Annotated in this window: 16 protein-coding genes; 1 reads left to right on the top strand and 15 read right to left on the bottom strand. The window is 49.9% G+C overall.

The window, feature by feature from the left end; translation table 11 throughout:
- Positions 1–72: 72 nt before the first annotated feature.
- The 15 genes from ABN764_RS03590 to ABN764_RS03520 all read right to left on the bottom strand — a co-directional run bounded on the left by ABN764_RS03590 (position 73) and on the right by ABN764_RS03520 (position 12,322).
- On the bottom strand, positions 73–354 hold the full coding sequence (locus ABN764_RS03590) for a BMC domain-containing protein (RefSeq protein ID WP_019419483.1): 282 nt from the start codon (positions 352–354) through the stop codon (positions 73–75).
- A gap of 12 nt (positions 355–366) precedes the next feature.
- Entirely contained in the window at positions 367–1,014 is a 648-nt protein-coding gene (locus tag ABN764_RS03585) for a phosphate propanoyltransferase (RefSeq protein ID WP_446670940.1), read from the bottom strand.
- Positions 1,014–2,486, bottom strand: coding sequence for an acetaldehyde dehydrogenase (acetylating) (locus tag ABN764_RS03580; RefSeq protein ID WP_446670939.1), 1,473 nt, complete (start codon positions 2,484–2,486; stop codon positions 1,014–1,016). Before ABN764_RS03580 ends, ABN764_RS03585 begins: the two co-directional genes overlap by 1 nt.
- A 27-nt stretch (positions 2,487–2,513) precedes the next feature.
- Positions 2,514–3,332 (bottom strand): BMC domain-containing protein, encoded by an 819-nt coding sequence (locus tag ABN764_RS03575; protein ID WP_446670938.1) that lies wholly within the window; start codon positions 3,330–3,332, stop codon positions 2,514–2,516.
- 14 nt (positions 3,333–3,346) lie between these two features.
- Complete coding sequence (locus tag ABN764_RS03570) at positions 3,347–4,003, bottom strand: EutQ-related cupin domain-containing protein (protein WP_446670937.1); 657 nt, start codon at positions 4,001–4,003, stop codon at positions 3,347–3,349.
- Between the two features lie 301 nt (positions 4,004–4,304).
- Positions 4,305–4,568: a EutN/CcmL family microcompartment protein gene (locus tag ABN764_RS03565; RefSeq protein WP_446670936.1), complete on the bottom strand. Its 264-nt coding sequence runs from the start codon at positions 4,566–4,568 to the stop codon at positions 4,305–4,307.
- A complete protein-coding gene (locus ABN764_RS03560; protein WP_446670935.1) occupies positions 4,555–4,875 on the bottom strand; it encodes a BMC domain protein in 321 nt (106 codons plus the stop codon). Before ABN764_RS03560 ends, ABN764_RS03565 begins: the two co-directional genes overlap by 14 nt.
- On the bottom strand, positions 4,876–5,715 hold the full coding sequence (gene eutJ, locus ABN764_RS03555) for an ethanolamine utilization protein EutJ (RefSeq protein WP_268623559.1): 840 nt from the start codon (positions 5,713–5,715) through the stop codon (positions 4,876–4,878).
- Positions 5,673–6,377: a cobalamin adenosyltransferase gene (locus ABN764_RS03550; RefSeq protein WP_446670934.1), complete on the bottom strand. Its 705-nt coding sequence runs from the start codon at positions 6,375–6,377 to the stop codon at positions 5,673–5,675. The genes eutJ and ABN764_RS03550 overlap by 43 nt, the downstream gene beginning before the upstream one ends.
- 72 nt (positions 6,378–6,449) lie before the next feature.
- Positions 6,450–6,803, bottom strand: coding sequence for an ethanolamine utilization microcompartment protein EutS (gene eutS / locus ABN764_RS03545; RefSeq protein ID WP_174808124.1), 354 nt, complete (start codon positions 6,801–6,803; stop codon positions 6,450–6,452).
- Positions 6,804–6,887: 84 nt separating this feature from the next.
- The gene (gene cutD, locus ABN764_RS03540) at positions 6,888–7,850 is read right to left on the bottom strand and encodes a choline TMA-lyase-activating enzyme (protein WP_446670933.1); all 963 of its coding nucleotides are present in this window, start codon (positions 7,848–7,850) and stop codon (positions 6,888–6,890) included.
- Positions 7,851–7,937: 87 nt separating this feature from the next.
- Positions 7,938–10,496, bottom strand: coding sequence for a choline trimethylamine-lyase (gene cutC, locus ABN764_RS03535; RefSeq protein ID WP_268623556.1), 2,559 nt, complete (start codon positions 10,494–10,496; stop codon positions 7,938–7,940).
- Between the two features lie 33 nt (positions 10,497–10,529).
- The gene (locus ABN764_RS03530) at positions 10,530–11,651 is read right to left on the bottom strand and encodes a 1-propanol dehydrogenase PduQ (protein WP_446670932.1); all 1,122 of its coding nucleotides are present in this window, start codon (positions 11,649–11,651) and stop codon (positions 10,530–10,532) included.
- 57 nt (positions 11,652–11,708) lie between these two features.
- The gene (locus ABN764_RS03525; protein ID WP_446670931.1) at positions 11,709–12,002 is read right to left on the bottom strand and encodes a BMC domain-containing protein; all 294 of its coding nucleotides are present in this window, start codon (positions 12,000–12,002) and stop codon (positions 11,709–11,711) included.
- A gap of 23 nt (positions 12,003–12,025) precedes the next feature.
- Entirely contained in the window at positions 12,026–12,322 is a 297-nt protein-coding gene (locus ABN764_RS03520) for a BMC domain-containing protein (RefSeq protein WP_021255521.1), read from the bottom strand.
- A 366-nt stretch (positions 12,323–12,688) separates the two neighbouring features.
- Here ABN764_RS03520 and ABN764_RS03515 point away from each other — a divergent pair, with 366 nt between their 5' ends.
- Complete coding sequence (locus ABN764_RS03515) at positions 12,689–13,585, top strand: phosphotransferase (protein ID WP_446670930.1); 897 nt, start codon at positions 12,689–12,691, stop codon at positions 13,583–13,585.
- Positions 13,586–13,895: the final 310 nt, after the last annotated feature.

Genomic DNA, 13,895 nt, shown 5'->3' with positions numbered 1-13,895 from the left:
TGTGAGAATAAAGTGCTAGCTCCGAACAAAACTTACTTCGGAAGCATAGGCTTATATATATGCTTTATTGAATTATGCCTTAGTAGACGGAAGGATGTTCTCCACTTCACTGTGGGGACGAGGAATCACATGTACCGATACGAGTTCCCCTACATTCTTCGCGGCCGCAGCGCCAGCATCTGTTGCTGCCTTCACAGCGCCTACATCGCCCCGTACCATTACGGTAACAAGGCCTCCACCTGCCATCTCTTTGCCAATCAAGGTAACATTGGCTGCTTTGACCATAGCGTCCGCTGCTTCGATAGAACCTACCAAACCTTTTGTTTCAACCAAACCAAGAGCTTCCGATCTCATGTTCATTTCCTCCTAGCGATTTTTTATGATTTTAACCACAGACGCTGATGTCAGATCCATCGCGTTGGCCTCTTCAACGTCAATATGACAGTCGAGAGCAGCGTCACTGCTAACTCGGATTGCGACCTGATTGTATTCTCCGCCCCGGTGATCATCAAATTGAATGCTGACCATCTCTCCGTCGGTTACGCCGAAGAAAAGAGCATCATTAGGCGTCATATGAATGTGGCGCTGTGCAACCATCAAGCCGCAAGTAATATATACGCTTCCCTTGGAACCGACCAATGTGACGCCAGGTGTGCCTTCAAGCTCCCCGGATAAGCGCACTGGAGCTTTCACGCCCAGCTTAAAGCAGTCTCCCCGCATTATTTCTACCTGAGTCTGTTTCCGCACTGGACCGAGAACCCGCACTTTTTCAATCGCACCCTTGGGACCGCAGACCGTAACAGTCTCATTACACGCATACTGTCCAGGTTGGGACAAATCACGCATTTTGGATAGCGTATATCCGGATCCGAAGAGCGTCTCCACATCAGCCTGAGAAAGATGCACATGGCGATTCGAAATCCCTAAAGGGATGGAGCGCGGCTCCTCCCCAGCCTTGCCAGCACCGGATACCACCTCCATTAATAATGAAAGTACTTGATCATAGCTCCCCACTAGCAGTCACCGCTTTTCTGCAAAATAGACATCAGCTCATCGACCAGATTCAACAGCATTGCATCCTCCTGTTGCTTCGGCTGTTGCGGAGAGGAAGCAGAATAAGGGATTTGTGGTGTGCAGTCCTTAATGCCATAAGCCACACGCTTGATATTAATCAAGTGCTGTGGTCCCACATTATCTGAAGTGGCGCTGCCCCCCCAGGTACCACAACCCAAAGTGAAGGCCGGGGCAAGCCCGGTGCTTGCGCCCACGCCGCCCTGAGTGGAGCCCGTATTCACCAAAATGCGGAATACAGGTTTTTGTGCAAATTCCATGACCATATCGTGATTCTGTGTATGGATGGAGAAGCTATGGCCTATTCCTCCATTACGCAGCAGCCCAACACTTAGATCGCAAGCCTCATGCCAGTCCTGTACGGTGTAAAACGCCAATACGGTAGTAAGCTTTTCATAGGACAGCGGGAATTTTTCTCCCACGCCCTGCTGTTCACCTAACAGCACCTTGACCCCTGCAGGAATTTGAATGCCGGCCGCTTCTGCAATCACCTGAGGCGAACGTCCCACCAGTTTTGAATTCATGGCATGGCCTTTTACAAACAGCTTGGACGCGACTTTGGCAGTCTCCTCCTGATTCATAAAGTAACCGCCCTGACGCTCAAACTCCGCGATCACCTGAGGACGGATGCATTCTTCCACGATAACAGCCTGTTCAGATGCGCAGATTGTTCCGTAATCGAAGGTTTTGCTGGCTATGATATTCGCTACTGCTTTTGGAATATCAGCGGTGCGCTCTATATATGCCGGTACATTACCCGGTCCCACACCCAGCGCCGGTTTACCCGCACTATAGGCAGATTTCACCATCGCCGAGCCGCCTGTGGCGATAATCATGGCGATTTCCTCACACTTCATCAGTTCCTGTGTCGCCGGCATAGAAGGCATGGCAACGCAGCCAATGATTCCTTCGGGAGCCCCTGCCTCAACAGCGGCTGCATGCATGAGTTCGGCGGCCCGCATAATGGATTTCTTTGCCGATGGATGCGGCGAAAAGATGATTCCATTACGAGCCTTTATTGCAATAATCGATTTAAATATCGTAGTGGATGTCGGATTTGTTGATGGAATAATACCCATGAGCAGTCCGACAGGCTCGGCAATCTCTATTAATTGATTTGTCTTGTCCTCGCGGATAACCCCAATCGTTTTCGTATCCCGAATGGATTCATACAGCTCCGTGGAAGCCAGACGGTTTTTGAAGATCTTATCCTCAATCTTGCCAAATCCTGTTTCCTCCACTGCTAGCGCAGCCAGTTCGGCGGCGTTAACCTCCGCTATCCGCACCATGTTTTGTACAATTCTGTCAATCTGTTCAGCATCGTACCCGGCAAGGATATCGGCGGCTGCTTTTCCTGTACGAGCCAAATCCCGCGTTTCCTGAATCGATTGCAAATCATAATCATAATTTTCCAAGTGAAACATCCTCCTCTCGCTTACTGTTTACTGTTGATAATAATGGCGGAACCGCTTGAGCAGTTTCACCTTGTTTGCCTTGGAAATCGTCGTCATGCTCATCCCATACGCAGGGCCGTACTCTCTGGCCAGTCCGCGCAGCTTCACGGCTGTCATCGTTTCCAGCAGCTCCATTGCTTTGTCAAGCCCTGCTTCCTTTACCTGCACGTCAATCTGGTGTTTGAATGGATTGTCCAGCACTGCCTGCTCTCCATCTACCGGATCTTGATTGTCTGTTTCTGGACTGACGTCTTTAGACGCAAGAGCCTGAGCGTGATCGGCTGTTAGTACAGGGAAGTCTTCATCACCACCGATATTGAATGAGACTTCGGGCGCTGCTTCCAGTGGAACCTTAGGAGCCGTGTCTAGTGGAATATTGGGCGCATCGCCCAGTTGAACATCAGACGCTGTGTAACGTTTCGAGGTCTGCTCTGGCGTTTGCTCAGGCAGCTGCTTTGGAAACTGTTCCGCCGCCTGAGTATGCTGTACTGGCAGCGCCAGCTCGTCCTTCTCCTTGGTGAAATTCGAAACGCTGCGCCGGCCGATGATGCTCGCTATGTCGTTGTGGGGTCTTGGAATAACATGTCGGCTGATAAGCACATCACTGCCCAATTGTTGCGCCGCGGAGGCACCCGCCTCCACGGATGCTTGAACAGCGCCAACATCGCCGGTTACCGCGATGGTCACTAGCCCGCCACCCACATTGCATTTTTCTATCAGTTCTACCTGAGCTGATTTGAGCATGATATCCAGACATTCAATCGCCGGAAGAAGTCCCCGCGTTTCAATTAATCCAAGCGCCTGCATGCTATCACCTCCAGTTACTGTAGCTTCCGATCAGGACAGCCCGCCGGATAAGTTATATAAAACATCCTCGCGCAGTTCGACGATCCCTTGGTCGCCTTCACCCCTTTGGGGATGAAGAGTACATCCCCTTCATGAGCGGTGAAGGTTTTCTCGTTCAAAGTGACATCGAGCGTGCCTTCCATCACGATATAAGTTTCTTCGTGCGCCGTCTCCTGCTCGAAGCAACCGTGATCGACAGTCATAAACCCTGCGCTCATGGAACAATCCGGCTTCCCGATTACCTCTTGACGGTATACCTTGGCACCAGATGTTCCCGTATCGTAAGCTTCCATTTTTACCGTTCGGCCCCGTACAAGTTTTAAGCCCGTCGGATCCGTCTCTGCCTGATAAGGTGGATCAAGAGTCATCCCCAACAGCTTTTCAACCATTCCTTTTTCCGATAACATCTTGAAAAATTTGAAAATGGCATTCATGTCGAGATCATCCTGAGTTTCGCTGCCTGCGGCCGCGGAACTCAAAGTGCCACATGGCTCATCGGTAAACTCCAGCCCCAGCTCCCTTGCCTTATCATGGGCTGCCGGTGTCACAATCGTGTTTCGGTCAATGCAGCACCGCTTCTGTCCGGAAGCCACCCATTCTTCCACATCCGCAGCGCAAATCAGTTTTTTCACAGTTCTCGCCCCCTTTCGAATTATAAGTAAGTGTTCAAAAAGTCAAACTTTCAGCACCGAAGCTTATGCTTCCGATGTGCGTTTTTTCAAAACGCTTCAGTTGGATGAAGCTAGGACCTGAGGAGCGGAGCGTACGTTTTGGGTACGTGAGCACCTGAAATGTTTCCGCAGGAAACATGCTTCGGAAGCTTCTACCTAGGCCCGGCTGAATTCAAGATTCGATGTCGAATATGCATTCAGTGTTTCTTCGTGATCAAAGGGGGACTTTTGAACAACCTCTATAAGATTTCTGTTCGATTATTTATTCGAACATACAGTCCGCGTCGATGATGCCTACGACGACGGCATCTACAGGAACATCGTCTGTATGCAGCATTTTGCGGGCCGAAGAGCCGGTGCAGACAATCACTCGATCGCCTGTGCCAGCGCCGATCGTATCGACTACGATCAAGCGGCGCCCGTCGTCGCTTCCTCCTATCACCTCGGCCAGCATCAGTTTCATTCCCACAAGGGAATCTGCTTTACGGGTAGACCAGATATTGTGAATCAATTCAGCGGCAATCATAGCAGTCCGTCCTCCCCGATTTTCCGCTTCTCTGCTTAATCTCGGCGATGGCGTCTTCCACAGAAGCCGTGTCACCAAAAATAGCGAGGAGAATCATGTTCTGCGGGCAGCTGCCGCGAATATCCTCCACTGTCACGCCCACCACTTTTTCAGCTACATCAGCGGCCCATACCATGTCAATCAGCCTTCCCTGCACCAGACCGACCGCGTCGCATTGGGGAACTTCCCGGCTACTGGGCGCTCCTCTGCGACGAAGCAAAATGTCCAGCGTCCCCTTGGATGGAGATTTGATAATCCGAAATTCCACTTACATCGCCTCCCGCGTGCAATTCAGAGCAATGCCCAGTGGCGTGACAAACAGTGGGTTGCTAGGCTTATAGGTAGCAATGCCAGTCCTCTGCTCAATGATCGTCTCCATACCGGTCAAGCAGCAGGTTCCGCCTACCAAGTACAATTCCTTGACTTCATGGCCCACCACATGGCGGTTGATGATAGAGGAAACCTTATCAATAACCGGCCGAAGCAGCGGCAGCAATTCTTGGTGATGGGCAGGGTCGCGCTTAAAGCAGTCCGCTTCAGAAAAACTCATCTGGTATGCCCCGGCAACCACCAAAGAAAAATGGGTGCCTCCCGTTGCTTCGTCTGCGACATAGACAACCTTGCCATCCTTCAGAATCGAAATGCCAGTCGTTCCGCCGCCAATGTCTACAATGGCTCCGTTGGATATTTGCAGCACGGCATTAGCCGCCGTAGGTTCATCCAGTAAAGCCGTAACTTCAAAACCCGCACCTTGGATCACATGCTTGATGGCGCCAGCATCCAGTAAATCGGTACCCGGTGGAATCGCCGAAGCTGCATATTCAAGTTCTGTACCCAATTGCTGCTCCAACTGTGCTTTAAGCTCCCTCACGATCTGAATCGCTCCAAGGTAGTCCACCACCATTCCGTCGCGGACGACATCGGCGTAACGGTAAGCTCCCGCCACCGGCTTCCGAGAATCATCCAACACCGTAAGCACCACACAGGCCGTTCCCAGATCCACACCGGTATAGTAGAACGAAGACCGTCCTGGAATCGGCTTCTGGATGACCGCTTCAAATTGCTTTACGAGTTGATCGCAGTATGCAAAGGGTTTTGTCTCTGGCATGTTCCACCTCCTGTAGTTCTGCAAATAAGCGAGCTCAATTCATTAATCATAAAGTTGATTCCAGCAACAATAGGTTCCTCCGGCTTTTCTTGAGGACTGCCTGCTGCGGCTTCCAACATCCCAAACCCAAGCTCCCGCAAAGCGCATCGCAGACGGTGGAGCAACGCAATTTCTCTGCCTTTCTCCAATTGAATGTGAAACTCGGTTACCTCAAAGCAATCTCCTGCATCCTCAAAAAGAACAGCGGCTGTAATACCGGTACAACCCTGGAAAGATAAGTCGGCAGTGGATGTGCCGCCTCCTTCCCTTTTCTGAAGGGCCGAAAACTGCCTTGACAGCTCTAGCACCTTCTGGGCCAGAAGCACATCCCGCTCCAGCAGCTCCTGCCCGGTTAACAAGAACAGGGCTGAGACGGATTGCATCTGACAGCGCAGCTTTCCACGCCGCCAATCCGGCTTTTTCGCCTGTAGCTCTGGATTCGGTAGTGGCTCTTGCTTTTGTTCTTGATTTTGCTCTTGCGTACCATAGGAAAGTGTGATCTGGCGATCCGTCAAAAACTGGCGCGCTTCCGGCGTCAATCGGCTTCCATGCTCCACCATATATGAAGTAAAAGGCTCTAACCTGTGCATATTGCGCAATTCCATTTCGGTAATAAATTTCATGGTATCAACTCCACTCTTATTACCCGAACAAATAACGTTTCAATTCCCCGATAACCAGTAATATACGTTTTTTCATGTCCGTGTAACTTCCGCCGTCGTAAAACCAAGACTTTCGCCCAACGTCTCAATGATGGCCCGCAGCGCCGTTTCCACACTGGCTATATCTCCGGTGAGAAGCACCGAACCAGCAAAGCGATCCAGAAAGCCGATTTTCACATCTGCCACCTTGGTCGCGATATCGGCGGCTATAATGGAGGTTTCGCTGGGCGACAGTGTTAATATACCAATAGCCCCCGCTTCATCGATGCCCAGTCTTTCATACATGTCAGGCACGGGTGAAGCAATCATATGGGCCAGCGTCACTTGTTTGCCCGGCACCGACTCCTGAATGATCCGCCCGAGATCCGGCCCAGCAGGCTGCTGCATCAAAGACCTCGCCTTCTCCTAAAAGTATTGCGAGCCTGTAAAACGGTAGCTTTATCGAATAAAACTGGCTTTGAAAGCATGCACTTAATGTTTGATAACCCGTACCGGGAAATCGTATTGGCTGATTTGTTGCTCAATACGCTCCAGATCGGCTTCATTAAGGCTTAAATCACGTTCAACGGCGTAAACCATATCCAATTGCCTGTATTTGTTTATGCCCAGCTTGTGATAAGGGAGCAAATCGATGCCTTTAAAATTCTGGTATTCCTTATAGGGAAGCAGAAACTCTACCGTTTCGCGGATGGTGTCCTCATCATCATTGAGCCCCTTCATTAGCGGCATCCGCACCTCCACGTTATGTTTGCGGGTGATCAGTTCCCGCAAATTTTCGAGAATGCGCTCGTTGCGTACACCCGTCAGTTGATAATGGCGATCTGAATCCATATGTTTCAGATCGTATAAGATCAGATCGGTAAATTCGGCCATGGCCAAAATCGCTTCCGGTTTGGTATGCCCGGAGGTTTCAATGGCCGTATGGATTCCGGAGCGCTTGCATTCTTTGAGCAAATTGACCGCAAACTCGGACTGCGCACATACTTCGCCGCCGCCCAACGTGACGCCGCCCCCGGATGTCGTGTAGAACAGCATATCCTGCTCTACAATTTCCACAATTTCCGATACCGTCATATTCATCCCGACGATTGAGAGCGCCCGTGCGGGACAAACCTTCTCACATTCCCGGCAGCCCATGCACTCGATCTTCCGGTCCACCACATGCTGCGGCTTGGACGGCTCCTGCGAGCCGGAAGTGTCCACACGGTGGATTCCCCGGGGACACGCCGCAACACATGCGCCGCAATCGTTGCACAAATCCCGCTGGTACATCACCTGATATTGCTTTTCCAGACCCTCCGGGTTCGCACACCACTGACAGCGCAGGGGACATCCCTTGAAGAAAACAAGCGTCCGGATACCGGGGCCGTCGTATATGGAATATTTTTGAATGTTGAAAATACGTGCCTGCCTTTCCGGCATACCTGAATCCATAGCTGTGGCTCCTCCCTTTCCGCATATCTAAATGCCAGAATGTCCCTTCCCTGACGTACAGCGCCAGAGAAGAAGCACAGGGCTATTTTAGAAATGCTCAATCATCGTTCTGCTGATGATCTCATCCTGCACTTCTTTACACAATTCCACGAAGTATGCGCTATAGCCAGCGACCCGAATGATTAAATCACGGTATTGATCAGGATTTTGCTGCGCTTTAATCAGCGTTTCATTATCCACATAACTGAACTGCATTTGACCGTTTCCGAGAATGGAGGCCGTCCGCAACAGATTAATCAGTCCGTTCTCTCCTTCAGGTGTTTCCAGCAAACCGCGCAATAGCTTGAAGTTATGCACCATACCAATATTCATGGCCTCGACATCTATTTTGCTAATTGATTTGATAATAGCCGTCGGGCCCTTCTTGTCATGACCCTGAGTCGGGCTGATACCGTCGGACAGCGGCAGCCAAGCCTTGCGCCCATTGGCGGTAGCACCTGTCATCTCGCCGAAAGGCGTATTGTTCGAAATCGAAAGAGTACCATGGCTGAAGGTAGAGTACAGCGTTTTAAAGTTGCGGTGATAGTTCTCCGTCCACCCCGTGATATCGGCGGCAATGCGATCGGCATAATCGTCGTCGTTGCCGAATTTTGGCGCATCCAGACAATCCCTGTGGATCTGCTCATAACCTTCGAAATCGGCCAGCAACGCATCACGGATTTGCTCGAGCGAATATTTTTTGTCATCGTAAACCAGCTTCTTGATGGCAGCCATCGAATCGGCGTAAGTTGCCAGACCGGACCAGATCAAGCCAGGTCCCCAGTTATACATGGCGCCGCCAGCGGAAACGTCTCGGCCGCTCTCCATTGTGCCTTCATACATGATCGACATAAGCGGCTTCGGCGCATAATCCCGGTGCACGCGCTGGCTGATTACGGTACCGACTGCGGAAAGCTCGGTGATGTATTCTACCTGCTTCTTCACCGCTGCTTCAAATGCTTCATAGGTCTTGAAGTTGCTCAAATCGCCCATGTCCAATCCCGGATTGCTTCCGTGCCAGAGCATTTTGCCACGATTAAGGACGAACTCAATGGCAATCGGCCACTGGGTGTATCCAGTGGAGGTCCACTGATACAAGCGTCCGGATTTTTGCGGCTCCACACAGCCCATCAGACAGTAATCGCGGGCATCTTCGATACTGCAGCCCTTCATCAGCATCATCTTGATGTGGGAATCATCGAAATGGCAGGCCGGGAAGCCCAATCCCGCACGGACGACATCCACAATCTTCTTCAAATATTTCTGAGGAGAACTATTGTGGATACGGCAAGCGAGCGAAGGCTGATAAACGCCGACATGACGTACTGCATCCATGAGCAGATAAGTCAAGTCGTTGGTGGCGTCGCCGCCCTCTCGTTTTTGCCCGCCGACACACATATTGACGAACGGCTGGTAGCCGGCAAAAAACTTGGAGCCACCCGCGCTGGAAACCCACATCATTTCCGAGCATTTGATTAAGAAACAGCCTGCAATCTCGAAAGCTTCAAACTCTGTCAGACGGCCAGCTTTTCTGTCCGCCTCATAGAAAGGATACATATATTGATCCACACGACCGACAGACATGCCTGTCTGATTTTCTTCCACCACAAGCAGAGATTCTACGGTCCAGACCGATTGCACTGCCTCATGGAATGTAGTCGGCGCATGAGCCGGCACGCGAGCGTTGATCTCGCCGATTTTTTGCAGCTCAGCCTTGCGCTTCGGATTTGTTTCTTTAGCAGCCAACTGGTATGCGTAGTCAGACATCCGTTTGGCATACGCCATTACGCCTTCGGTTGTGTCCAGCACGGATTTATAGTAATAGATTTTGTCGATGTCTTCCGGGTTTTGCATGGACAGCTTCGCAAGATGCTCCTTGGCTTCCCGCTGGATATCCAGCATCCCTTTTTTCATTAGAATGACATCGTAGCCGGGGTTGGAGTCTCCGCCGCCGTTAATCTGATGATAGGAAAGGTCGCTGACGAATGCTTCGCCGGAAAACTCCCAAAGACCAGCATCGCGGTATTGCCGTTCACATATTTCATCCACCGATTTGCCTTCCCAGAATGGGAACAGTTCCTCTTGCATGATCCGCTTGTCTTCCTCAGAGATATAGAATGGATCCTGAGGACGGTTGTGAATGGTGTCGAGCTCATCCCGGGTCCAGCGCCAAGCAATGTCAGGCGAGAAGGCGCCCGCGCGCGGCGCGCCGCAAGGATGACCAACGATCAACTCGTTGTCCTGGATGAGCAGCGGAGCCTCTTCACACGCTTTGCGGAAAGCCTTGGCACGCAGCATGATCGATGGCAGACCTGGATTTTCCTTGTATACCTGAGTAAAGGCTCTGGCACGGAAGGTTGTAATGCTTGGCGTAGCGGTCAAATAATGTTCTTTCAAAGCCCGCAAACGCTCGGTCATTCCTTCCGGGTATGCGCATTCTTCCTTATGAAGCTTACCGAGGCTGTTTTCGACCTGCGACTGAGCTCCCTTATCTGATAGCCCCTTAGAAATTCCTTGGAACAGCTTCATGATCGCTGCTCGTTCTTGAGGAGCCATGGCTTTCGTAGCTTCGGCGAATTTGCTTGAAAACTCATGAATATCCAACATTTTTCCCTCGCAATCTTGTAAGTTTTATATTATTTAGAAGCTTTTACGGTAAATGTGCTCCAACTCTTCCTCCGTTGGCTGACGAGGACTGGTTGGCGTACAGCGATCAGCCATTGCGTTCCGCGCCATGCGGGACAGCGCCTCATTAAAAGCATCCTGGTCAACGCCAAGCTCACGGATTCCATTTTCGATACCGATAGATCGTTTCAGCTTTCCAATCGCCTGGATCAGACTTACGGTTCCTTCACGGGCGGTTCGGGCCGGCAAGTGCAGCAGTGAAGCAAGCCTAGCATAGCGTTCACAAACCCTATCTATCGTTTTTCCGCCCAAGTTGGCGTTATACTCCATTACCACCTCTAATAGCAGGGAGTTCACCCGCCCGTGAGCAATGTGAAACGTTCCGCCAAAGGCGTGGGACATACTGTGAATGATACCTAGACCAGCGTTAGTAAACGCCATTCCCGCCATACAGGACGCATTCTGCACCCGATCCCGCGCCTCTGCATCTGCCGGATCATGGTAAAGCGTTTCCAGATGAGCAAATACCAATTGGACGGCTTTTTCAGCTAAGGCATCGGTAAAGTCGGTCGCTTTGGTGGAGACATAAGCCTCCAGCGCATGGGTCAGAACATCCATTCCGGTGTCCACCACGATTTTGTTTGGCAATTGCTTGGTAAGGGTGGAATCGAGAATCGCGATGTCCGGTGCGATAAAATTGTCCACGATAACCATTTTGTCTCCGCCCGCCGTAATCACCGAAAAGTCTGTCACTTCCGATCCGGTGCCGCTGGTGGAAGGAATGGCGATAAACGATGGTTTGACAAAAGGCTCGTCTTTCTCTAACGCATATTGCCGGGCGAAGTACAGAACACCCTTCGCTGTATCAATGACAGAGCCGCCGCCCAGCGCCAGCAACACATCAGCGCCACTTTCCCAATACTCTTGAAGCGCTTCGGCTACAATACTCACACTTGGATCGGGCTTAACACCGGTATACACTGAAGTGGAGATTCCACCGCTTTGCAGTAGATCAACCACCTGCCCCAGATAACCCAACTTCTCCATCATCTGATCGGATACGATACAGGCTTTCGTGCCATGGATTTCCGCAAGTTTCTTCAGTGACTGTTCCCCTGAAAATACTTTCGATTTCATAACAAAGATGTCGTTTATGACGGTCACCTCCCTTGAATTTCTGTCGATAACCTACCCCTAAGCTGGAAAGGCATAGCGGGCAATGATCTTTTCAATGTCTGGGTGTGGATTAGGAATAACGTTTGAGCTGTACACCTCAGTCCCCATCGCCTGTACTGCGGCGACGCCGGCATCTACTGCAGCCCTTACAGCCCCTACATCTCCGCGAACAAGGACAGATATATAACCGGACGCTACGTTTTCATAACCGATCAAATCTACATTGGCCGCTTTGCACATGGCATCTGCCGCTTCCATGATGAATACAATTCCAAAGGTTTCAATGAAACCCAGTGCATCATGCTTGCTCATGAACCTCTTTCCCTCCCCGGCAATTATGCGTTTATAGAATGCGCTTTCACAATTCCTGCAATAGAACTGAGCGGACGCGGCATCACATTATGGGCCGTGACTTTGCCAATCTTCGCTGCTGCTTCAGCGCCAGCCTCTACTGCCGAACGAACCGCCGCCACATCACCTTTTACCATTATCGTTACGAGTGTGGAACCAACATTCTCATAGGATACTAGAACAACATCTGCTGCTTTAAGCATAGCGTCCGCTGCTTGGATGGCAGGAACCATGCCCAATGTTTCCACAAGCCCGAGAGCTTCTTCTCCCCGGTACTCCATTCGAATCTCACCTCACATAGGTCATTTTTATTTGTGAAATCGCTGTAATCGTAGATATTTAACTCTTACTAGCAGGTTAACATGGTTCTCCCCGTGATTATGGAGGATTCGGTAGCTGATTTTAGGATTCTAATGCCCCCTTTACCGCCAATCTGGTACAAAAACGTCTTTCTTGCACGACAAGTACCAGAACGTCCTCAAGCGTGTCTATTTCATTGAATTACTTCTCCTATCTTGCTATAATTGTGGAAAAATCTGTGCGGCGAGTATATACATTGTTAAAGCATGTATATGGAATGCCGAGAAAAGGCCATCATGAAACCTCTAAACGACTTTTTATCCAAACAAATGAATATGGAGAACCTTGTGCAGCAAAAACTCCGTCTTTTTTTTAAAGATGAGAGTATTGTTTTTGACAAATCTCGTTTTGCAGGCGGGTTGACCAATTATAACTACATTATGAATATCCACGGAACGGAGTATGTGATTCGCAAGCCCGGTAATCTGACTGATCAAATGATCGATCGCAAGATAGAGCGTGTGAACAACGGCATCGCTTCGGAGTTTGGCGTAAATTCAGAATGTATATATTTTGATGAGGAAAGCGGCATTAAGATCAGCAAATATATTCCCGATAGCACAACGCTTGCCGCGGCGGGACCTTTGGCTTTGCCGAGCTTGCAGGCTGTTTCCTCTTTACTGAAGAAAATTCACGGTAGTCCCAAGCACTTCCCGAACAAGTTTGATTGGCTCAGTGAACTTGCCAAATATGAAACCATTGTCACGCAGATCAACGGTGAATTGTTTTTTGATTACGCCTCCTTAAAAGAGCAATTGCTTCATTTCATGCAGGAACATCTCAAAAATGTCCTTTCCGTCCCTTGCCATAATGATACGGTTCCGGAGAATTTTCTCGTAGATGGGGACGGCAGCGTCTATTTGATAGATTGGGAATATTCCGGAATGAATGATCCGGCCTTTGATATTGCTGCATATATCATCGAATCGCGTTTGACAGAAGAGGCGATTGAGCAACTTTTTGAAGCCTATTACGGCAATACGTTTACAGAGGATGATCTGATGAAGGTCAAATGCTATATGATGGCCCAAGATTTGTTATGGACGGTATGGGCCCTGCTGCGCCATTATACAGGGGATGATTACCTGGATTACTGCTCGCTGCGCTATAACCGCCTGCGTCGGAATATTCAAATATTAAGCACACAACCGGATTATCCTATTGCCGACATGGTGATGCGCTAGCACTAACGGTCGCTTGCGCTGTAATGAAAACCTTTGGAGATTAATCCAGTCTCTTTAAAAACGTTTGACTGGTCAGATAATATACAAAAAAAACCTGTACTTTCTTATTCTAAAGGGATAAAAAAGTACAGGTTTTTTAATTTGAGCAATGTGATTCTTGTTGCATCAGGTTAGCATTCCTAAACGCAACTAAATCTGGGAGCCCGCATGAAAATACAAGACAGTCTTCAGAGATTACGGTCGCTCTGCACTATAAGGAGCGGCAAATCAGATTGGAAGGTTAGGATAATGGGATCGGTATGGAGACCAT

Source organism: Paenibacillus wuxiensis, from assembly GCF_040195695.1.
In the GTDB taxonomy this organism is placed as follows: Bacteria; Bacillota; Bacilli; order Paenibacillales; family Paenibacillaceae; genus Paenibacillus_B; species Paenibacillus_B suaedae.
The sequence above is the reverse complement of the archived record's forward strand: the minus strand, read 5'-3'. Positions and strand labels throughout refer to the sequence as shown.

What these genes read in the sequence shown, in the direction of transcription:
- ABN764_RS03590 (WP_019419483.1), bottom strand. Translation starts at nt 354, where the DNA reads ATGAGATCGGAAGCTCTTGGTTTGGTTGAAACAAAAGGTTTGGTAGGT.
- ABN764_RS03575 (WP_446670938.1), bottom strand. Translation starts at nt 3,332, where the DNA reads ATGCAGGCGCTTGGATTAATTGAAACGCGGGGACTTCTTCCGGCGATT.
- ABN764_RS03565 (WP_446670936.1), bottom strand. Translation starts at nt 4,568, where the DNA reads ATGATTGCCGCTGAATTGATTCACAATATCTGGTCTACCCGTAAAGCA.
- eutJ (WP_268623559.1), bottom strand. Translation starts at nt 5,715, where the DNA reads ATGCCAGAGACAAAACCCTTTGCATACTGCGATCAACTCGTAAAGCAA.
- ABN764_RS03550 (WP_446670934.1), bottom strand. Translation starts at nt 6,377, where the DNA reads ATGAAATTTATTACCGAAATGGAATTGCGCAATATGCACAGGTTAGAG.
- eutS (WP_174808124.1), bottom strand. Translation starts at nt 6,803, where the DNA reads ATGCAGCAGCCTGCTGGGCCGGATCTCGGGCGGATCATTCAGGAGTCG.
- cutD (WP_446670933.1), bottom strand. Translation starts at nt 7,850, where the DNA reads ATGGATTCAGGTATGCCGGAAAGGCAGGCACGTATTTTCAACATTCAA.
- cutC (WP_268623556.1), bottom strand. Translation starts at nt 10,496, where the DNA reads ATGTTGGATATTCATGAGTTTTCAAGCAAATTCGCCGAAGCTACGAAA.
- ABN764_RS03530 (WP_446670932.1), bottom strand. Translation starts at nt 11,651, where the DNA reads ATGAAATCGAAAGTATTTTCAGGGGAACAGTCACTGAAGAAACTTGCG.
- ABN764_RS03525 (WP_446670931.1), bottom strand. Translation starts at nt 12,002, where the DNA reads ATGAGCAAGCATGATGCACTGGGTTTCATTGAAACCTTTGGAATTGTA.
- ABN764_RS03520 (WP_021255521.1), bottom strand. Translation starts at nt 12,322, where the DNA reads ATGGAGTACCGGGGAGAAGAAGCTCTCGGGCTTGTGGAAACATTGGGC.